The organism is Diaphorobacter sp. B2A2W2, assembly GCF_056730635.1.
Genome location: NZ_JBWZOR010000001.1, coordinates 484,840 through 505,016 on the forward strand (window position 1 = coordinate 484,840; position 20,177 = coordinate 505,016).

The following is a 20,177-nucleotide window of genomic DNA, read 5'->3' on the forward strand; positions in this document are numbered from 1 at the left end:
TCCGTGCCACTGTAATGCGACAGGCGTGACAAGCGTGACAAGCGGCACCGCGGCGTGCGCCCGCCCGGTATCTAGGGGCGCAGCTGCAACTGGTGCACGTAGCGGCGCGGCTGGCGCTGCAGGGGGCGGTAGCCGCCGCCGGCCCAGGCCTGGGCCATGTCGGCGTAGCGCGGCGAGAACACCAGCCCGCTCTGGCCCGTCTGGTAAATGAACAGCGAACGCTCCGGGTCCTGCAGGTCGTACAGCGCGCGCAGCGAGGGCGCGTGCCGGCTGGCGAAGGGCTCCACGGGCTGCGCAGCGTTGTACTGGCCCACGTTGACGCTGTACGCATCGCCCCCCGAGGGCACGCCCACGTTGAACCAGCGCGACAGCACGGGCACGCTGCCCAGCGGCTTGTGCACGGAAAGCGCCGGATGCGCCGCGCCCCACGCCCAGCGCTCGGGCTGGTTGCCATAGCGCGCGGCCAGGCGCTGCACGGTACGCTCCAGCGCCGCGCCGGCATGGGCGGCGCAGCCGTGGGGCGGGCACCACCAGGTGTCGCCGCGCTCCAGCATGCCTTCCAGGCCCGCGCGGAAGTCCCGCCGGCCGTAGGTGGCGGCAAAGCGCTCCTCACCCACGCGGGGCACGACCAGTGCGCGCGTGAGCTCGTCGGCCCACACCGACAGGATGAGCGGCGCCGCGCGGTCGGGGCGCATGTCGCCGTCAAAGCCGCGCAGCAGCGCCTGGGCCTGCCGCGCCAGCGGCTGCGAAACCGGAGCCGCCAGCAAATGGGGCAACAGGCGCAGCGCGGCGGGGGACACCGTGTCGCCCTGCAGCGCGCGCAGGGACGGCAGGTCGTGCAGGCGCCGTGCCTCCAGCTGCTGCTCTATGCGTTGGTAGCGGTAGGGCAAGGCCCAGTCCTGCGTCAGGAAGTGCGGATAGCCCGGCGCCGTGATGCGCTGGTTGGCCGTGGCGATCCAGCCGCGCGCGCCGCCGTCGTCCTGCGGCGTCTGCGCCAGGGGCAGCCAGCCCTGCCAGTCGTAGCGCGCCTCCCAGCCCGGCGCGGGGGCCACACCGCGCAGGTCGTTGCCGGCCGCACGCAGGGGCACGCGCCCAAAGGCCTGGAAGCGGATCGCGCCATGCACGTCCGCCGCCACCACGCTCTGCATGGGCGAGTGGTAGTGCGCCATGCCTGCGAAGAGCTCCTCCACCGAGCGTGCCTGGTTGCTCAGCAGGCCCGCCAGCACGGTGTGGTTGTCGGCATCCAGTGCACTCCAGCGCAGCGCGATCACATGCCGGCGCAGGTCCAGCACGCTGCCGTGCAGCGCGGGCTGCGCATCGCTGATCACCGGCCCATGGCGCGTGCTGCGCACGGTGTGGCGCACGTCGGGGCGGCCCTTCACGCGGATCACGTGCTCGCGCTGCTCGAAGCCCTGCCAGCCCTCGGGCGTGCGGTAGCGCGTGGGGTCGTCGGGGTGGATGGCCTCGATGTACAGGTCCTGCACATCGGGCGCGGTGTTGGTGAAGCCCCAGGCCACCTCGGCCGTGCGGCCCAGCACCACGAAGGGCAGGCCCGGCAAGGTGGCGCCGATCACGTCAATGGCCGCGACGGGCGTGCCGTCGGACGCCCTGCCCTGCGGCGCCTTCAGGTGCGCGAAGTACCACAGCGCCGGCGCGCCCAGGCCCAGGTGCGGGTCGTTGGCCAGCAGCGGCCGGCCGCTGGCCGTGCGCGTGCCGTCCAGCACCCAGTTGTTGCTGCCGCGCCCGCCCGGCGTGCCCAGGCCTGCCACGAAGTCCTGCGACCAGGCCTGCAGCGCCTGCGCCGCGCCTGCGCCTGCGGGCTCGGCATCGGCCTGCGGGGCCGGTGCAGCCGCCTGCGGCGCGCGGTACACGCCCAGCGACCGGTACAGCGCCTGCAGGTCCACCGCCGTCGCGGGCGCCTCGCCAGGATAGGGCGGCATGAGCTGCCACAGCCGCTCGGTGGGTAGCGTGGCCGCCAGCGACAGGCGCGCGAACTCGTTGCCCCAGTTGCCGCCCAGGTCCAGCGCCATCATCAGCGCCCAGGCCACACTGTCCTCAGGCGCCCAGGCCACACCCTGCGCACCGCCGGGCCGCGCACCCAGCAGTAAAAACTCCGGCGGCAGCGCCTGGGTCCGCGCCGCGTGGAAGGACTGGATGCCCCGGCTGTAGGCCTGCAGCGCCTCGCGCGCGAACGCGGGCAGCGCGGCGTACTGGCGGCGCGCCGCACCCATGATGTCCAGCGTGCGCATGAGCTTGTCGGTGTCCAGCGTGGCGGGGCCGAGGATCTCGGACAGCTCGCCGTGCATCAGCCGGCGGTTGAACTCCAGTTGCCAGGTGCGCTCCTGCGCATGCACGTAGCCCATGGCGAACCACGCGTCCCAGGGGGTCTGCGCCTCGATGTGCGTCACGTCGGCTTCGTCGCGGCGCACCGCCACGGCGTGCTGCAGCCCGGCGGCGCGCAGTGTCCCGTCCAGTTGCGGGAAGCTGCGCAGTGCATACACCGCGGCCACGCTGCCGGCCAGCAGCAGCGCTGCCACCAGCGCCACCACGGCGCCCGCGCCGATGCGTTGCAATCTGCCCATGCCGCCTCCCCCGCCGTCGCGGCGTTTCAAGCCGAAACCTGCCATCGCGCCCACCCTTCAAGCGCCAGCAGCTCTTAAATCAATAGCATCTCAGTGGGCGTGGCCCCAGTAGATGAGCGCGTCGCGCCCTTCGACCGACAGCGACACCTCCGCGCCCACGGGCAGCAGCACCTTGGTGGGCACATGGCCGAACGGCAGGTTGGTGAGCACGGGCGCCTTGATCTGCGTGCGCAGCCAGTCCACCACGCTCTGCAGCTTGAAGCCCTTGTCGTGCGGCGTGAGCTTGTATTCATTGAACTGGCCCAGCACCACGGCCTTTTGCTGGGCCAGCACGCCGGCGTGCAGCAACTGGGTGAGCAGGCGTTCGACACGGTAAGGGTGTTCGCCCACGTCCTCCAGGAACAGCACGCCGCCCTTGACCTGCGGGAAGTACGGCGTGCCCACCAGCGAACACAGCACGGCCAGGTTGCCGCCCCACAGGGTGGCCTTCTTCACGTAGATGTCGCGCACGGCGGGCTGGCCGTCGGCGCGGGGTTTCTCGGCGTTCATGCGCCAGCCGCTGCCCTCGCCGTGGCCGGTGAGCAGATCGTCCAGGCAGGCCAGCATGATGTCGTCGGGCTCGCCCGGCACGCCCAGGTCTCCCACCAGCGCCGGGCCGGCCCAGGTGGTGGCGCCGGTCTTGGCCAGCAGCGCGGACTGGAGGGCCGTGAAGTCGCTCACGCCCACGAACTGGGTTCCGCGCTCCACCGCCTTGGCCACGGCCTTGTACTGGATGCCCGGCAGGATGCGCGTGAGGCCGTAGCCGCCGCGGCTGATCAGCGCCACGTCGGCGCCGCTGGCGGCCGCGCGGTGGATGGCGGCCAGGCGCGTGGCATCGTCGCCGGCAAACCGCGTGTGGGATGCGAGCGCGTCCGGGTCCACCTCCACCTCGTGGCCCATGGCCTGCAGGCGGGCAATGCCGCGCTTGAACGCGGCCTTGTCGCGCACCGCGCCGGAAGGGGAGTAGATGTAGATGTGCCGGGGGCCGTGAGGGTGATCGCAGTGATCGTGGCCGCAGTCGTGGGGGTGGTTAGGCATAGCGGGTGAAGTATTCCATAGCGCGCAGCGCCGAGGCGGCGCTGGCGTCCGGCACGGTGAGGAGCGGCGCGGCATCGGCATCGGCAAAACGGGCGAAGGCGCGCGGCCCGGCGCGATGGCCGGCATCAGGGAACGGCGCGGCGTCGCAGGGCGCGCCACCCCGCACATGCAGCACGCGCACCAGGGGCGCCGGCGCCGCATCAGGCAGCAGCGGCGCACTGGGCTGCGCCACCTGCACCACGCCGCGCAAGGCCAGGCGCTGCACCAGCTCGGCCAGCACCTGTCGATGCCAGTCGAGGCGGTGGGCGGCTTCTTTCTTGGGTTTGTCGCTGCGGCCGAAGCCGATCAGGTCCGGCGCTACCACGCGGTGGCCGGCCTGCGCGAAGGCCGCCAGCATGGGCTGCCAGCCATGGCTCCAGCCAGGGCTGGCATGCAGTAGCAGCCAGGTGCGGGCAGCGTCGCGCGGGCCTTCGTCCAGGTAGTGCAGGCGCAGGCCGGCCAGCGCGGGCAGATCGCTCACGTAATGCGGCGCGGGGCCGTCCAGATGGGCGAACGCGGCGTCGGGCGTGCGCAGCGCGTCCTGGCGCAGCGGGTGGGCGGCCAGTTGCTGCGCCCGCTGGGCGCGGCGGCGGTCGCGGAAGAAGTCGCTGAGCAGTGCACCGCATTCATCGGCCAGCACGCCGCCTTGCACCGCGGTCTGGTGGTTGAGACGCGGCTCGGCGAACAGGTTGACCACCGAGCCCGCTGCGCCGGTCTTGGCATCCGCCGCGCCGTAGACCACGCGCGGCAGGCGCGCGTGCAGCATGGCGCCGCTGCACATGGCGCACGGCTCCAGCGTGACGTAGAGCGTGCAGCCGTCGAGCCGGTAGTTGGAGAGCTGCGCCGCGCCGGCGCGCAGCGCGGCCATCTCGGCATGCGCCGTGGGGTCGTGCCCGGCGATGGGGGCATTGCGCCCGGTGGCGATCACCTGCCCATCGCGCACCAGCACGGCGCCGACGGGCACCTCGCCCGCGTGCTGCGCGGCGCGCGCCTGGGCGATGGCCTCGCGCATCCAGTGGGCGTCGTCGGATTCGCTCATCTTTCAGTAGCTGCTCGCGCTTGATGGGTAAGCGCTGTAGGCCATTTTGGCCATCAATCTTCGGGCAGGGTGCGTGGCTGCTGCATCAGTGCGTCCATCTGTTGCTTCACCTGCTGCTGCACCTGCTGGCTTTGCGCGCGCACCGTGGAGGCGGCGCCCTCCGCCGGCGCCGGCAGCCCCTGCACGGCGGGCGGCACGGCGACGCGCGTGGCGCCCATCTGCTTCTTGACCAGCACGGCCACGAGGGCCAGGGCCAGCAGCAGCCCGATCAGTCCGAATCCTGTACGCACCGCCTGCCCTCCGCGCCGTGGTGGGCGCTTAGCCGAACACGTTGATGAAGACCTGGATGGCCACGGCATTGACCAGGTCGATGAAGAACGCGCCCACCATGGGCACGATCAGGAAAGCCTTGTGCGACGCGCCGTACTGGTTGGTAATGGCCTGCATGTTGGCCACCGCCGTGGGCGTGGCGCCCATGCCGAAGCCGCAATGCCCCGCACAGAGCACGGCCGCATCGTAGTTGCTTCCCATCAGGCGGAAGGTAACGAAGCCCGCGTAGGCCGCCATGACCAGCGTCTGCACGCCCAGGATGATGACCAGCGGACCCGCCAGCCCGGCCAGCTCCCACAGCTTGAGAGACAGCAGCGCGATCGCCAGGTAGACGGACAGCCCGGTGTTGCCGAACACGTCGATGGCGCGGTCGAACACCTCGAAGTTGAAGACGTAGTCCAGCACGTTGCGGATCAGCACGCCCCCGCCCAGCGCCCACACGAAGGTGGGCAGTTGCAGCGCCGTGCCCTTCGTCAACTGGCTCATGAACTCGGCAAAGGCCAGGCAGCCGGCAAACAGGGCCATGGTCTCGATGGCCGCGTCCGCGGTGATCAGGCGCGTCTTGTGCGGGAACTCGAAGTTGGGCGTGCCCGCCTCCAGCGCGCCGGCATCGCCCGTGCCCTGCGGGTGCTTCAGCCCGTGGCGCTGGATCAGCCATTTGGCCAGCGGCCCGCCGATCAGCCCGCCGATGACCAGGCCGAAGGTGGCACAGGCAATGCCCAAGGTGATGGCGCCAGGGATGCCATGGTCGTTTTCCAGCACCGAGCCCCAGGCCCCGGCCGTGCCGTGCCCGCCCACCAGAGTGATGGAGCCCGCGATCAGGCCGATCAGCGGGTCCAGCCCCAGCGCGGTGGCCAGCGCCACGCCCACGCTGTTCTGCACGCCGATGAACACCACCACGACCAGCAGGAAGACGATCAGCCCCATGCCGCCCTCGCGCAGCTTGAGGAAGTTGGCGCTCAGCCCGATGGAGGAGAAGAACACCAGCATGAAAGCGGTCTGCAGGCCGGTGTCGAACGACGCACGCACGTCGAACGCGGCGTTCAGCCCCCAGGAGATGAGCGCCGCCACCAGGCCGCCCGCCACGGGTTCGGGAATGTTGAATTCGCGCAGCCAGCGGATGCGCTGCACGAGGAACTTGCCCACCAGCAGCACGATGGCCGCGAAGATCAGGGTGTAGTAGGTGCTGAACTGTATATCCATGTGATCTCAGAGGAAGAACCACGCCGGCGGACGCAACCCGGCCGTGCCGCTGGCGGTGGAAGCGGCAGGCGCACAAACCACACGCGCGCTAAGCGCCCTGTCTATGAACCATCCGGGAAAACCCGCAATTTTGCCAGACGGGTACCTGCCACCGGGTACCCCCGCCCCGGCAGGGCCGGGCGCAGACCGGGATAATTCACGCCCTATGTCCCTCCTGCCCCACCAGCTCGAACTGCTTTCACCCGCGCGCGACGCCGACATCGGCATCGAGGCCGTGAACCACGGCGCCGACGCCGTCTACATCGGCGGCCCCGCCTTTGGCGCGCGGGCCACGGCGGGCAACGACATCCGCGACCTGGAGCGGCTCATCCAGCATGCGCACCGTTTCAACAGCCGCATCTTCATCACGCTGAACACCATTCTGCGCGACGACGAGCTGGAGGGTGCACGCCAGATGGCCTGGCAGGTGTACGAGGCCGGCGCCGACGCGCTCATCATCCAGGACATGGGCCTGCTGGAGCTGGACCTGCCACCCATCCAGCTGCACGCCAGCACGCAGACCGATATCCGCACGCCCGAGAAGGCGCGCTTTCTGCAGGACGCAGGCCTGTCGCAGATCGTGATTGCGCGCGAGCTGGATCTGCAGCAGATCCAGGCCATTCGCGAAGCCACCGACCCCAGCCGTACCACCATTGAATTCTTCGTGCACGGTGCGCTGTGCGTGGCCTATTCGGGGCAGTGTTTCATCAGCCATGCCCACACCGGGCGCAGCGCCAACCGGGGCGACTGCAACCAGGCCTGCCGCCTGCCCTACGAGGTGCTGGACGGCGCCGGCCGCATCATTGCGCACGAGAAGCACGTGCTGTCGATGAAGGACAACAACCAGAGCGACAACCTGCGCGCGCTGATCGACGCCGGCGTGCGCAGCTTCAAGATCGAGGGCCGCTACAAGGACATGGGTTACGTGAAGAACATCACCGCCCATTACCGCAAGCTGCTGGACGAAATCATCGAGGAGCGCGAGTTCACGGGCGAGCCGCTGACGCGCTCGTCCAGCGGCCGCACCACCTTCACGTTCGAGCCCGATCCCGACCAGAACTTCAACCGCGAGTTCACCGACTACTTCGTCAACGGCCGCAAGGAAGACATCGGCGCCTTCGACACCCCGAAGACGCCGGGCCGCGCCATCGGCTGGGTGACGCAGATCGGCGACAACTGGTTCGAGCTGGAGGTGAGCGACAAAACCACCGCACTGCACAACGGCGACGGCCTGTGCTACTACGATCTGCAAAAGGAACTGGTGGGCGTGCACATCAACCGCGCCGAATGCGTGGCGCCCAAGAAGGGCATCTGGCGCGTGTTCCCCAAGAACGAGATCACCGAGTTCAAGGACCTGCGCAAGGGCCTGGAGATCAACCGCAACCGCGACATGGACTGGGTGCGCACGCTGGAGAAGAAATCCAGCGACCGCCGCATCGGCCTGTGGGCCCATCTGGCCGAGACCGCCGACGGCTTTGCGCTCACGGTCACCGACGAAGACGGCTTCGTCGGCAGCGCGTCGGTCATCCAGCCCCACCAGCCAGCCACCGATGCGGTCAAGGCCGAGGCCACGCTGCGCGATCAACTCGGGCGCTTTGGCGCCACCCGCTTCGCCGTACACGCCATGGCGCTGCAGCTCTCGCAGCCGTGGTTCGTGCCCGCATCGGCACTGAACCAGTTGCGCCGTGACGCCGTGGTCGCGCTGGAGGACGCACGCACCGCCGGCTTCGTGCGCCTGCCGCGCGCCGTGCCGGTGCAGCCACCCGTGCCCTTCCCCGAAGACACGCTGACCTACCTGGCCAATGTGTTCAACCACAAGGCGCACGACTTCTACGTGAAGCATGGCGTGAAGGTGATCGACGCCGCGTACGAATCGAAAGAGGAAGAAGGTGAAGTCAGCCTGATGATCACCAAGCACTGCGTGCGCTTCTCCATGAGCCTGTGCCCCAAGCAGGCCAAGGGTGTGATCGGCGTAAAGGGCACCATCAAGGCCGAGCCGCTGCAGCTCATCAACGGCAAGGAAAAGCTCACCCTGCGCTTTGACTGCAAGCCCTGCGAGATGCACGTGGTGGGCAAGATGAAGAAGTCGGTGATGAACCAGCATCTCAAGGACATGCAGGCCCAGCCGCTGCAGTTCTACCGCACGCGACCGGCGCCCACCTCCGCCTGATCCTGGCCTGCTGCCCAAAACATGGGCATCGCGTGCCAGGCCATGACTGGCGCGGCTTCGCGCAGTTGCCCACGGGGTTTTCCACAGCACAGCCCACAGGCTGCGGGGATAACGCAACGCCCGCCCGGCGCCGCGCGGGCGCATATCGACATTGCCAATGCATCGTTGGCCTGTGGAGGGTGGGCCGCCATAATCGCGCGGCTATCTCCGCCCCAGGGCGCCCAGGGGCTCGCACTAGGAAGCGCCCCAGGACGCCGGGCCCCGCCCTCCCCTTCACCCGTAAAGGAAGCACATGCGCATCGAGACATTGGCCGTCCACGCCGGCTATTCGCCCGACCCCACCACCAAGTCCGTGGCCGTGCCCATCTACCAGACGGTGGCCTACGCCTTCGACAGCGCCCAGCACGGCGCCGACCTGTTCGACCTGAAGGTGCCCGGCAACATCTACACGCGCATCATGAACCCCACCACCGACGTGCTGGAAAAGCGCGTCGCGGCGCTGGAGGGCGGCATTGCCGCCGTGGCCGTGGCCTCGGGCATGGCGGCCATCACCTACGCCATCCAGGCCATCGCCGAGGCGGGCGACAACATCGTCAGCGCCAGCACGCTCTATGGCGGCACCTACAACCTGTTTGCCCACACCTTTCCCCAGCAGGGCATCGAGGTGCGTTTTGCCGACGCACGCGATCCCGCCAGCTTCGGCCAGCTGATCGACGCGCGCACCAAGGCCATCTTTGTCGAATCCATCGGCAACCCGCTGGGCAACGTGACCGACATCCGCGCCCTCGCCGACGTGGCCCATGCGCATGGCGTGCCGCTGATCGTGGACAACACCGTGCCCAGCCCCTACCTGCTGCGCCCCATCGAGCACGGCGCCGACATCGTGGTGCACGCCCTGACCAAATACCTGGCCGGCCACGGCAACAGCATGGGTGGCGCCATCGTGGACAGCGGCAAGTTCCCCTGGGCTGAGCACAAGGCACGCTTCAAGCGCCTGAACGAGCCTGACGTGAGCTACCACGGCGTGGTCTACACCGAGGCCCTGGGCCCGGCCGCCTATATCGGCCGCGTACGCGTGGTGCCGCTGCGCAACACGGGCGCTGCCATCTCGCCGCACAACGCCTTCCTGATCCTGCAGGGCATCGAGACGCTGGCGCTGCGCATGGACCGCATTTGCGAGAACACGCAGAAGATCGCCGAGGCGCTGCAGGGCCACCCCAAGGTGGAGTGGGTGCGCTACGCGGGCCTGCCGGACCACCCGGACCATGCCCTGGTGCAGCGCCAGATGAAAGGCCGCGCCTCGGGCATTCTGTCGTTCAGCCTGAAGGCCAGCGGCGACCCGCGCGCCGCCGGTGCGCGCTTCCTGGACGCGCTGCAGCTGTTCACGCGCCTGGTGAACATCGGCGACGCCAAGTCGCTGGCCACGCACCCGGCCTCCACCACGCACCGCCAGCTCAATCCCGAAGAACTGGCCCAGGCGGGCGTGACCGAGGGCATGGTGCGCCTGTCCATCGGCATCGAGCATATCGACGACCTGCTGGCCGACCTGCACCAGGCGCTGGACGCGGTTTAAGCGATTTTCGGCTCTAGCGCTTTCCTGACAAGCGCTAGTAGCTCCTGATTCAGGAGCATACCCACTGCTCAGCGGGCATCGCGTGCCAGCCGCAGGCCCGTGAACTGCCAGCGCGCCGTGGCGGGAAAGAAGTTGCGGTAGCTGGCACGCACATGGCCGGGCGGCGTGGCGCAGGAGCCGCCGCGCAGCACGTACTGGTTCACCATGAACTTGCCGTTGTACTCGCCCACGGCACCGGGCGCGGGCGCGAAGCCGGGGTACGGGGCGTAGCTGGACTGCGTCCATTCCCAGACCTCGCCGCCCATCAGATGGAAGGGATCGGCGCCGACCGCCGGTGCCGCGGGGCGGGGATGCAGCCGGCTGCCGTCGTCCAAGACATCGGCATCTGCGGGATGGTCCACGCAGCCCGCGGGCCCGGCACAGGCCGCCGCGGCGGCCACCTCCCACTCGGCTTCCGTGGGCAGGCGCGCGCCGGCCCAGCGGGCAAAGGCATCGGCCTCGTAGTAGGACAGGTGCACCACCGGTTGCGCAGGATGCAGCGGGCGCTCGCCTGATAGCGTGAATTCGCTCCAGCCGCCTGGCCCGCCACCTTGGCCGCACTCCCCATCACTGCGCCAGTAGATGGGGTACTCCAGCCCTTGCGCACGCCGCCAGTCCCAGCCCTCGGCCAACCAGTGGGCCGGCTCGCGGTAGCCGCCGGCCTGCACGAAAGCCAGGTACTGCGCGTTGGTCACCGGTCGGGTGGCGATCTCGAAGGGTTGCAGGAAGACGGTGTGGCGCGGCGTCTCGTTGTCGAAGGCGAAGCCCTCGCCATCGTGGCCGATCTGCGCCAGGCCGCCTTCCAGGCGCCGCCACGCGGTGTCTTGTGCCGCAATGGCGTCCACCACCACGGCCGCGGCTGTGCCCTGGTAGGCCGGCCACAGCGGGTTGCACCAGAGCAGGTGCTTGACGTCGGTGAGGATCAGCTCCTGGTGCTGCTGCTCATGCTGCAGGCCCAGTTCCACCAGCGCCAGCACGTCACCCGGTACCTCGGGCTGCGACAGGAGCTGCTGCATGCGCGCATCCACGTCGGCGCGGTAGGCCCGCACGGTGGCCAGGTCGGGCCGCGTGATCAACCCACGCTGCGGGCGCGGGTGCTGCCGCCCCACGCCGTGGTAGTACGAGTTGAACAGCACGCGGAACGCCGGATCGAATGCTCGGAAGCCGCTCTCGTGCGCCTCCAGGACGAAGGTCTCGAAGAACCAGCTCGTGTGCGCCAGGTGCCATTTGACGGGGCTGGCGTCGGGCATGGACTGGGCGCAGCAGTCCTCGGCCGAGAGGGGCCGCGCCAGCGCCTCGGTGGCCGCGCGCACCGCGGCGTAGCGCAGCGCCATCGAGGGCTGCGACTGCTGCGGCGACGACGGCAGCGTGGGAGTCGAGGGTGGCAAGCGCATGTGGTATCCCCTGGCGGCATCACGCCTGGGCATGCACCATGGCGAACCAGCCGCGATCGTCCGTCCAGGCCTGCGTGCGCGTGAAACCCGCTTCGTGCAGCAACGCGGTGAAATCCGGCAGCGGGTACTTGTAGCTGTTCTCGGTATGGATGCGCTCGTCCGCCGCAAAGTCGCGCCCGCCGCCCGGCCAGCGCACACGCTGCGGCCCCGCGGCCTCCAGGTGCATTTCGATGCGCGAGGCATGGGGGTTGAAGAAGGCGCGGTGGCGCCACTGCGCGGGCACGAAGTCGCTGCCGACCAGGCGGTTCACGTGGGCCAGCGCGTTGCGGTTGAAGGCCGCGGTCACGCCGGCGGCGTCGTCGTACGCGGCCTCCAGCACGGCCACGTCCTTGGGCAGGTCGAAGCCGATCAGCAGGCCGCCATCGTCCAGCGCCAGTTCGCGCATGTGCCGCAGCAGGGCCAGTGCCTGGGGCGGGTCGAAGTTGCCGATGGACGAGCCAGGGTAGAAGACGAGGCGGCGCGCACCGGGAACGTCCGGCGGCAGGTGCACACCCCGGGTGATGTCCGCGCCCACGGCGCGGGCATGCAGGCCCGGCAGTGCCACGCGCAGGCGCGCGATGGCATCCCGCAGGTAGTCGGCGGAGATGTCCACCCCCACGAAGTGCGTGGCCCGTACCAGCGCGCAGAGCTCGCGCGCCTTGTCGCAATTGCCCGCCCCGGGCTCGATCACCACACGCTCCGGGCCTACGGCCTGGGCAATGGCGTGCCCGTGGCGCCGCAGCAAGGCACGCTCGGTACGCGTGGGGTAGTACTCGGGCAGGCGGGTGATGGCCTCGAAGAGTTCCGAGCCCCGCTGGTCGTAGAAATACTTGGGTGAGAGCGCCGCCTGCGGCTGCAACAGGCCGGCCAGGATCTCGCCGCGTTCGGCGGCCGAGGCCACACCCGCGGGCGGCTGCGGCGTTGCCAGGCCGAGGTGGTGAAGGACGCCGTCAAGCCGAGCAAGGGGAGAAACTGCAGACATAGCGCTGCAGCGTAGGCCACCTGCCAACGCGCCCCTGCAGTCCAACGACACCTCTTCAGGTAGGACGTACGCGCGATCTGCAGGGCAATCCACAGTGCACCTCTTGTGCCGGATTGCCCGCTGTGGTTGGCTTTTTCGCCGCCCAGCCAATAAAGGATCAAATCAGGCGGAAGCGCTTGCCCACCAAGCGCAAATAGCTCCTTCAATGAGAGCATCAATTTACCGTCCGCCGAGGATAAAAAAAAAGGGCCGGCGCATGCGCCGGCCCACCCCACCATGAAGAACGGAACTTGCGTTCTTAGAAGCGGTAGCCCACGCCCACGCCGAACAGCACCGGGTCGACCTTGAAAGTGCCCACGCCGCGCACGTCGGTGTCGATGTACACCTTCTTCACGTCCACGTTCAGGGACCAGTTCTTGTCCAGCGCATAGTCGAAGCCCACTTGCAGGGCACCGCCCCAGCTGTTGCGCTTCACGTCCAGGCCCGCGGGCAGCTTCACGCTGGAAAAGCGCGTGTAGTTGACACCAGCGCCGACGTACGGCTTGAACGCGCCGAAGTTCGTGAAGTGGTACTGCAGCAGCAGCGAGGGCGGCAGGTGCTTGAGCGAGCCGATCTTGTCGCCGTTCAGGCGCACGTCGTGCTTTTGCGGGTAGGTCAGGACCAGTTCGGCAGCGAGGTTGGGCGTGAAGAAGTACGAGACGTCAACTTCAGGAATCCACTTGTCGTTGATGCTCACGCCCGCGTCGCCGGCGGCACCGTTGTTGGCGCTGTCCAGATGCACCGCGCGTGCACGCACCAGCCAGGAACCTTCCGCAACCTGCTGCGCGAAGGCAGCGCCGGAGGTCATCGCACACAGAACGGCCAGGGCCAGAAGATTCTTTTTCATGTTGACTCGATACGTTGGGTTGACCGGGGACGACCCCCGTGCACGTATTAAGCCCACGAGTAATATGGTCAATATTGCTGCAGATCAAACCCAGAATCTGTGTGTCTATTCGTATGTGTCTATTCCGTCACAAACGGCGGCATATGGCCTCATTCAATGTGTGCCATTGGCAGCCGCCTTGCCGCGCAGCCGTCCCACGAGCGTCCACCCCGCCAGCACCACGGCGCCCGCCACCAAGCCCACCACGGCATTGAGCAGGTTGGTCACCAGCACCGACCACAGTCCGCCCAGCGGCCAACCCTGCACCGCCGCGCCCACGCCCTCGACGGCATGGTGCAGCGCCGGCACGCCATGCACCAGGATGCCCCCGCCGACGAGGAACATGGCTGCGGTGCCCACCACCGACAGCGTCTTCATGAGCCAGGGAGCGGCCGCGACGATGCCGCGGCCCAGGGCCTGTGCCGCGTTGCTGGCCTGGCGGCTGAGCCACAGGCCCAGGTCATCCAGCTTCACGATGCCCGCCACGAGGCCATAGACCCCCACCGTCATCAGGACGGCGATGCCCGCCAGTACCGCCACTTGCTGCGCAAAAGGCGCGCCCGCGACGGCGCCCAGGGTGATGGCGATGATTTCGGCAGAGAGGATGAAGTCGGTACGCACGGCCGCCTTGATCTTGTCCTTCTCCACCCGCGCCAGGTCCACGTTGGGATTGGCGTTGGCCTGCGCATGGATCGCGTGTTGCACGGCATCTTCCTCGGGCGTGTGCAAAAGCTTGTGCGCGAGCTTTTCGCAGCCTTCGAAGCACAGGAAGGCCCCGCCCACCATGAGCAGCGGCGTCACGGCCCACGGCGCGAACGCGCTGATGAGCAGCGCCGCCGGCACGAGGATGGCCTTGTTCACCAGGGATCCGCGGGCCACGCCCCACACGACGGGGATCTCGCGCTCTGCCCGCACGCCCGTGACCTGCTGGGCATTGAGCGCCAGGTCGTCGCCCAGCACCCCTGCGGTCTTTTGCGCCGCCACTTTGGTCATGACGGACACGTCGTCGGCCATGGCGGCGCTTTTCTTGGCGGCCACCTTGGTCATGAGGGCCACGTCGTCCAGGATGGTGGCGATGTCGTCAAGCAGGGTCAGAAGGCTGGCGCCGGCCATGGGTGAGTTCCTTTCAAGAAGCCGCCATTCTGATTGAAAACACCCCCTAACGCATGTGGGACAAGCGCTGACAGCTATTGATTTTGCAATACGGTGGGCAGGCGTACCATGGCGGCATGCCCTCTCGCACTGCCTCCTCGCGCCCCGCGCGCACCGCCGCCGCGCTGGCCGCGCTGGTGCTGTCCGCCTGCGCCGGCCCGTCGGCGCGCCTGGGCGTGGGCGTGCCGGTGGGGCCGTTCAGCGTGGGCGTCGGCGTGGGTTCGGGCGGCGTATCAGCCGGGGTGGGCACCGGCGTGGGGCCGATGGGCGTCGGAGTGGGAGTGCACCCAAGCGGCCAGGTGACTGGCGGCGTGGGCGTGGGCACCTCGGTTCCCATGGGCGGCGCACACGTCGGAGCCGGCGTGGGCTCATCCACCGTGCTGCACGATCCGTACCGGCCGCCGCAGCCACCCGCGCCGGCGGCGCCGTCTTCCGACAGTCCGCCGATGCAGTGGCGCGATTCGCACGGGCGCATCGTGCCCGAGTGCCAGGTGCGCGGCGGCTGCTAGCCGCGCGCCGCGGCGCCGATCACCCCACCCACTTGCGTGCGTTGCGCCACACGCGCATCCAGGGGCTGAACGCGTCCTTGCCCCCCGTGGCGGCCAGATCGGTCCAGCTCATCTGGATGTTGCGGAACACGCGTTCAGGGTGCGGCATCATGGCCGTGAAGCGTCCGTCCGCCGTGGTCACGGCCGTGAGCCCGCCGGCACTGCCATTGGGATTGAACGGGTAACGCTCGGTCGGCTGGCCATGGTTGTCCACGAAGCGCATGGCACGCACCACCTTGTCGGCATTGCCACGGTACTGGAAGTTGGCATAGCCCTCGCCGTGCGCGACGGCGATCGGCAGGCGGCTGCCGGCCATGCCCTGAAGGAAGATGCTGGGCGATTCCAGCACTTCGACCATCGACAGGCGCGCCTCGAAGCGGTGGCTCTGGTTGGTGGTGAAGCGCGGCCAGTCCTGCGCGCCAGGGATGATGTCGGCCAGTTCGGCAAACATCTGGCAGCCGTTGCACACGCCCAGGGCGAAGGTATCGCCACGCGCGAAGAACTGCTGGAACTGGGCGGACAGGCGCTCGTTGAACGTGATGGAGCGCGCCCAGCCGATGCCCGCGCCCAGCGTGTCGCCGTAGCTGAAGCCGCCGCAGGCCACCACGCCAGCAAACTGCGCCAGGTCGGCACGGCCGGTCTGCAGGTCGGTCATGTGCACGTCGAACGCCTCGAAGCCCGCCTCGGTGAAGGTGTAGGCCATCTCCACATGCGAGTTCACGCCCTGCTCGCGCAGCACTGCCACACGCGGGCGCGCGCCTGTGGCGATGTACGGCGCGGCCACGTTGTCCAATGGGTCGAACGTGAGCTGCACGTGCATGCCGGGGTCTGCGGGATCGCCGGCCGCGGCGTGCTCGCTGTCAGCGCAGGCGGGGTTGTCGCGCTGCTGGCAGATCTTCCAGCTCACCGCGTCCCACACCTGGTGCAGGTCCGGCAGGCTGGCGCTGAACACGGCCTTGGCATCGCGCCACACCTGCAACTCGCCCTTGCCCGCATCGATGGGCGAGGACAGCGGGCGCGTCTTGCCCACGAAGTGGCTGCAAGTGGACAGGCCGTGCGCGCGCAGCGTCTGCATGACCTCGTTGCGCTCGCTGGTCCTCACCTGCAGCACCACGCCCAGTTCCTCGTTGAACAGCGCGCGCAGCGTGCGCTCCTCGCGCCGGCCGCTGATCTGGGCGCCCCAGTTCTTGCCCTCGCCGCTGTCCATGCGGCTGTCGGTGATGCCGTCGCCCTCGGTGATGAGCATGTCCACGTTCAGCGCCACGCCCACCTGACCGGCAAAGGCCATCTCGGCCACGGTAGCCAGCAGGCCGCCGTCGCCCCGGTCGTGGTAGGCCAGGATCGCACCTTTAGCGCGCAGCGCGTTCACGGCATCCACCAGGGCGATCAGATCCTTGGCGTCGTCCAGGTCGGGCGTCTCGTCGCCGGTCTGGTTCAGCACCTGCCCGAGGATGGAGCCGCCCATGCGCATCTTGCCGCGGCCCAGGTCGATCAGCACGAGGGTCGTGTCCTCTTCCTTGGCGTCGAGCTGCGGCGTGAGCGTGCCGCGCACGTCGGCCAGCGTGGCGAACGCGGTGATGATGAGGCTGACGGGCGAGGTGACCTTCTTGGTCTGGCCGCCCTCGCTCCACTGGGTGCGCATGGACAGGCTGTCCTTGCCCACGGGGATGGAGATGCCCAGCTGCGGGCACAGCTCCATGCCCACGGCCTTCACGGTCTCGTACAGCGCGGCGTCTTCTCCGGGCTCGCCGCATGCCGCCATCCAGTTGGCCGACAGCTTCACGCGCGGCAGTTCGATGGGTGCCGCCAACAGGTTGGTGATGCTCTCCGCCACCGCCATGCGGCCCGACGCGGGCGCGTTGAGCGCCGCCAGCGGCGTGCGTTCGCCCATGGCCATGGCCTCGCCGGCAAAGCCACGGAAGTCGGCCAGCGTCACGGCCGCGTCGGCCACGGGCACCTGCCAGGGACCCACCATCTGGTCGCGGTGGGTCAGGCCGCCCACGGCGCGGTCGCCGATGGTGATGAGAAAGCGCTTGGACGCCACCGTGGGGTGGGCCAGCACCTCGATCACAGCCTTCTCCAGCGGCAGGCCGTCCACGTTCAGCGGCGCGAAGCTGCGCTGCACGCTGGTCACATCGCGGTGCATCTTGGGCGGCTTGCCCAGCAGCACATCCATGGGCATGTCCACAGGAAATTTCTGGTCGCCGGACGTGACCGACGTGTCTTCCAGCACCAGTTGGCGCTCCTCGGTGGCCGTGCCGATGACGGCGAAGGGACAGCGCTCGCGCTCGCAGAAGGCCGTGAACTGCGCCAGCGACTCGGGCGCGATGGCCAGCACATAGCGCTCCTGGCTCTCGTTGGACCAGATTTCCTTGGGCGCCAGGCCGGACTCCTCCAGCGGCACGGCGCGCAGGTCGAAGCGCGCGCCGCGGCCCGCGTCATTCGTCAGCTCGGGGAAGGCGTTCGACAGGCCGCCCGCGCCCACGTCATGGATGGCCAGGATGGGGTTGTCCGCCCCCTGCGCCCAGCAGTGGTTGATGACCTCCTGCGCGCGGCGCTCGATCTCGGGGTTGCCGCGCTGCACGGAGTCGAAGTCCAGCTCCGCCGCGTTGGTGCCCGTGGCCATGGAGCTGGCGGCGCCGCCGCCCATGCCGATGCGCATGCCGGGGCCGCCGAGCTGGATCAGCAGCGTGCCGGCGGGGAACAGGATTTTCTGGGTGAGCCGCGCGTCGATCGTGCCCAGGCCGCCCGCGATCATGATGGGCTTGTGGTAGCCGCGGATGATGGCGCCCTCGCCCGTTCCGACCACCTGCTCGTATTCGCGGAAGTAGCCCGTCAGGTTGGGCCGGCCGAACTCGTTGTTGAACGCGGCCCCGCCCAGCGGCCCCTCGGTCATGATCTGCAGGGGGCTGGCGATGTGCTCGGGCTTGCCCACCTCGCTGCCCCAGAGCTTGGACACGGTGAAGCCCGTGAGGCCCGCCTTGGGCTTGGAGCCGCGGCCGGTAGCGCCCTCATCGCGGATCTCGCCGCCCGCGCCGGTGGAAGCGCCAGGGAATGGCGAGATGGCAGTGGGGTGGTTGTGCGTTTCCACCTTCATCAGCACATGGTGGGTTGCACTACGCTTTTGATAGCTTGGAGCGCTTACCTGTTGGGCGAAAGACTCGAATTTGGCGATGAATTGCTCGACCTCACTGCCTTCCATGATGGAGGCGTTGTCGGCATAGGCCACCACGGTATGCTGGGGCGACACGGCTTCGGTGTTGCGGATCATGCCGAACAGGCTCTTGTCCTGCGCCACGCCGTCGATGGTGAACTGCGCGTTGAAGATCTTGTGGCGGCAGTGCTCGCTGTTGGCCTGGGCGAACATCATCAACTCCACGTCGGTGGGGTTGCGCGCCAGGCCTGTGAAGGCATTGACCAGATAGTCGATCTCGTCGTCGGCCAGGGCCAGGCCCCAGGCCTTGTTCGCAGCCTCCAGCGCCGCACGCCCGCCCTGCAGCACATCCACGAAGGCCATGGGCTCGGCCTGCAGCTCGGTGAACAGGCGCTGCGCCTCGTCCAGCGTGGTGACCACCGATTCCGTCATGCGGTCGTGCAAGAGCGCCGCAACCTGCTGCAGCTGCTCGGTGCTCAACTCGGGCTTGCCACCCAGCAGGCCGCCCTTGAGGCTGATGCGGTATTCGGTGATGCGCTCGATGCGGCGCACCGCCAGGCCGCAGTTGTGGGCGATGTCCGTGGCCTTGGACGCCCAGGGCGACACCGTGCCCAGGCGCGGAGTGACATACAGCACCATGCCGTCCCGCGGGCCGGCGTATGGGTCGCCGTAGGTCAGCAGCGCGGCCAGGCGCTCGCGCGCGGCGGCATCGGGTGCGGCGTCGCCGGCCACCAGGTGCACGAAGCGCGCCGCAATGCCGTCGATCTTGGGATGAATGGCCGCCAGGGCGGGTTGCAGTTGCTGGGCGCGGAAGGTGCTGAGGGCATTGCCGCCCTCCAGCGGGGTGATGTGCAAGGTCACGGTAGCGGCCTGTGTGGTGGCAGAAAGAGGCGTTTCGCCCGCTGGTTGAGGCAGCCGCTGAATGGGGCCGCCGCGCCGGCAGCGCGTGTTGGTGGGAGCCCGCTATTTTAGCCCGCCGCACCCGCCCTTGCCCGCCCCGCGCCCACAGGGGGCAAAGGCCGATGGGATAATTTGCGCCATGAGCATCACCATCAAAGACGCGCAGGGCATCGCCGGCATGCGCGAGGCCTGCCGCCTGGCGTCCGAAGTGCTGGACTACATTGCCCCACACATCAAGCCCGGCATCACCACCGCAGAGATCGACCGCCTGGGCGCGGAATGCATGGCCGCCCAGGGCACCGTGTCCGCCACCATCGGCTACCAGCCTCCGGGCTACCCGCCCTACCCCGGCCACCTGTGCACCTCGGTCAACCATGTGGTCTGCCACGGCATTCCCAACGACAAGCCGCTCAAGAAGGGCGACATCGTCAATGTGGACGTCACCGTGATCACCAAGGACGGTTGGTATGGCGACAACAGCCGCATGTACCTTATCGGCGAATGCTCCATTGCCGCCAAGCGGCTGTCGCAGCTCACGTTCGAATCCATGTGGCTGGGCATCCAGCAGGTCAAGCCGGGCGCGCGCCTGGGCGACATCGGCCACGCCATCCAGAAGTTCGCCGAGGGCCACGGCCTGTCGGTGGTGCGCGAGTTTTGCGGCCACGGCATCGGCCAGAAATTCCATGAGGACCCGCAGGTGCTGCACTATGGCCGCCCCGGCACGGGCGAGGAGCTGGTGCCCGGCATGACCTTCACCATCGAGCCCATGCTCAACCTGGGCAAGCGCGACATCAAGGAGCTGGGCAAGGACGGCTGGACCATCATCACCAAAGACCACAGCCTGTCGGCGCAGTGGGAACACACCGTGCTCGTGACCGAGACCGGCTACGACGTGCTGACCCTCTCCGCCGGCTCCCCCGCGCTGCCGGCCTTCGTCACCGCCACCACGACCTGAGCCAGGCCGCCGCGCCCAGAGCGCCGCAAGGCATGCA

At 68.8% G+C, this 20,177-nt stretch carries 14 protein-coding genes; 4 read left to right on the forward strand and 10 right to left on the reverse strand.

Translation table 11 applies throughout. The features are described 5' to 3' along the window. Nucleotides 1-71: 71 nt before the first annotated feature. From AC1PPL_RS02240 to gltS, 5 genes are all read right to left on the reverse strand, one after another. Nucleotides 72-2,582 (reverse strand): penicillin acylase family protein, encoded by a 2,511-nt coding sequence (locus AC1PPL_RS02240; RefSeq protein WP_479972513.1) that lies wholly within the window; start codon nt 2,580-2,582, stop codon nt 72-74. A gap of 90 nt (nt 2,583-2,672) precedes the next feature. Further along, a complete protein-coding gene (locus tag AC1PPL_RS02245) occupies nt 2,673-3,659 on the reverse strand; it encodes an LD-carboxypeptidase (RefSeq protein ID WP_479972514.1) in 987 nt (328 codons plus the stop codon). Beyond that, on the reverse strand, nt 3,652-4,737 hold the full coding sequence (tadA, locus tag AC1PPL_RS02250; protein ID WP_479972515.1) for a tRNA adenosine(34) deaminase TadA: 1,086 nt from the start codon (nt 4,735-4,737) through the stop codon (nt 3,652-3,654). Before tadA ends, AC1PPL_RS02245 begins: the two co-directional genes overlap by 8 nt. A 53-nt stretch (nt 4,738-4,790) precedes the next feature. Beyond that, nucleotides 4,791-5,027, reverse strand: coding sequence for a hypothetical protein (locus AC1PPL_RS02255; protein WP_015913150.1), 237 nt, complete (start codon nt 5,025-5,027; stop codon nt 4,791-4,793). A 28-nt stretch (nt 5,028-5,055) separates the two neighbouring features. Further along, nucleotides 5,056-6,270 carry a sodium/glutamate symporter gene (gltS, locus tag AC1PPL_RS02260; protein WP_011805491.1) on the reverse strand — a complete coding sequence of 405 codons (1,215 nt, stop codon included), beginning with the start codon at nt 6,268-6,270 and terminating at the stop codon, nt 5,056-5,058. A gap of 205 nt (nt 6,271-6,475) precedes the next feature. Between gltS and AC1PPL_RS02265 the strand changes: the two genes are divergently transcribed. Continuing rightward, nucleotides 6,476-8,479, forward strand: coding sequence for a peptidase U32 family protein (locus tag AC1PPL_RS02265; protein WP_479972516.1), 2,004 nt, complete (start codon nt 6,476-6,478; stop codon nt 8,477-8,479). Between the two features lie 292 nt (nt 8,480-8,771). Further along, nucleotides 8,772-10,052 carry an O-acetylhomoserine aminocarboxypropyltransferase/cysteine synthase family protein gene (locus tag AC1PPL_RS02270; protein ID WP_088886928.1) on the forward strand — a complete coding sequence of 427 codons (1,281 nt, stop codon included), beginning with the start codon at nt 8,772-8,774 and terminating at the stop codon, nt 10,050-10,052. A gap of 68 nt (nt 10,053-10,120) precedes the next feature. Here AC1PPL_RS02270 and egtB read toward each other — a convergent pair whose 3' ends face one another. The 4 genes from egtB to AC1PPL_RS02290 form a co-directional block, all read right to left on the reverse strand. Further along, the gene (gene egtB / locus AC1PPL_RS02275) at nt 10,121-11,485 is read right to left on the reverse strand and encodes an ergothioneine biosynthesis protein EgtB (RefSeq protein ID WP_479972517.1); all 1,365 of its coding nucleotides are present in this window, start codon (nt 11,483-11,485) and stop codon (nt 10,121-10,123) included. Nucleotides 11,486-11,504: 19 nt separating this feature from the next. Beyond that, a complete protein-coding gene (egtD, locus tag AC1PPL_RS02280) occupies nt 11,505-12,506 on the reverse strand; it encodes an L-histidine N(alpha)-methyltransferase (RefSeq protein ID WP_479972518.1) in 1,002 nt (333 codons plus the stop codon). Between the two features lie 298 nt (nt 12,507-12,804). Continuing rightward, the gene (locus AC1PPL_RS02285; protein ID WP_011805496.1) at nt 12,805-13,392 is read right to left on the reverse strand and encodes an OmpW/AlkL family protein; all 588 of its coding nucleotides are present in this window, start codon (nt 13,390-13,392) and stop codon (nt 12,805-12,807) included. A 153-nt stretch (nt 13,393-13,545) separates the two neighbouring features. Beyond that, nucleotides 13,546-14,544, reverse strand: a complete 999-nt coding sequence (locus tag AC1PPL_RS02290; protein WP_011805497.1) for a DUF808 domain-containing protein — start codon at nt 14,542-14,544, stop codon at nt 13,546-13,548. Between the two features lie 116 nt (nt 14,545-14,660). Between AC1PPL_RS02290 and AC1PPL_RS02295 the strand changes: the two genes are divergently transcribed. Beyond that, a complete protein-coding gene (locus AC1PPL_RS02295; RefSeq protein WP_479972519.1) occupies nt 14,661-15,092 on the forward strand; it encodes a hypothetical protein in 432 nt (143 codons plus the stop codon). A gap of 19 nt (nt 15,093-15,111) precedes the next feature. Here AC1PPL_RS02295 and purL read toward each other — a convergent pair whose 3' ends face one another. Next, on the reverse strand, nt 15,112-19,146 hold the full coding sequence (gene purL, locus AC1PPL_RS02300; protein WP_479972520.1) for a phosphoribosylformylglycinamidine synthase: 4,035 nt from the start codon (nt 19,144-19,146) through the stop codon (nt 15,112-15,114). A gap of 178 nt (nt 19,147-19,324) precedes the next feature. On the opposite strand from purL, the gene map reads away from it, so the two are divergent. Beyond that, on the forward strand, nt 19,325-20,140 hold the full coding sequence (gene map / locus AC1PPL_RS02305) for a type I methionyl aminopeptidase (RefSeq protein ID WP_011805500.1): 816 nt from the start codon (nt 19,325-19,327) through the stop codon (nt 20,138-20,140). The last annotated feature ends 37 nt before the right edge of the window (nt 20,141-20,177 follow it).

Bases quoted from the DNA above. Each gene is read 5' to 3' on its own strand.
- map (WP_011805500.1), top strand. From the start codon at position 19,325: ATGAGCATCACCATCAAAGACGCGCAGGGCATCGCCGGCATGCGCGAG.
- AC1PPL_RS02245 (WP_479972514.1), bottom strand. From the start codon at position 3,659: ATGCCTAACCACCCCCACGACTGCGGCCACGATCACTGCGATCACCCT.
- tadA (WP_479972515.1), bottom strand. From the start codon at position 4,737: ATGAGCGAATCCGACGACGCCCACTGGATGCGCGAGGCCATCGCCCAG.
- AC1PPL_RS02270 (WP_088886928.1), top strand. From the start codon at position 8,772: ATGCGCATCGAGACATTGGCCGTCCACGCCGGCTATTCGCCCGACCCC.
- AC1PPL_RS02265 (WP_479972516.1), top strand. From the start codon at position 6,476: ATGTCCCTCCTGCCCCACCAGCTCGAACTGCTTTCACCCGCGCGCGAC.
- AC1PPL_RS02295 (WP_479972519.1), top strand. From the start codon at position 14,661: ATGCCCTCTCGCACTGCCTCCTCGCGCCCCGCGCGCACCGCCGCCGCG.
- AC1PPL_RS02240 (WP_479972513.1), bottom strand. From the start codon at position 2,582: ATGGGCAGATTGCAACGCATCGGCGCGGGCGCCGTGGTGGCGCTGGTG.
- egtD (WP_479972518.1), bottom strand. From the start codon at position 12,506: ATGTCTGCAGTTTCTCCCCTTGCTCGGCTTGACGGCGTCCTTCACCAC.
- egtB (WP_479972517.1), bottom strand. From the start codon at position 11,485: ATGCGCTTGCCACCCTCGACTCCCACGCTGCCGTCGTCGCCGCAGCAG.
- AC1PPL_RS02285 (WP_011805496.1), bottom strand. From the start codon at position 13,392: ATGAAAAAGAATCTTCTGGCCCTGGCCGTTCTGTGTGCGATGACCTCC.
- AC1PPL_RS02290 (WP_011805497.1), bottom strand. From the start codon at position 14,544: ATGGCCGGCGCCAGCCTTCTGACCCTGCTTGACGACATCGCCACCATC.
- gltS (WP_011805491.1), bottom strand. From the start codon at position 6,270: ATGGATATACAGTTCAGCACCTACTACACCCTGATCTTCGCGGCCATC.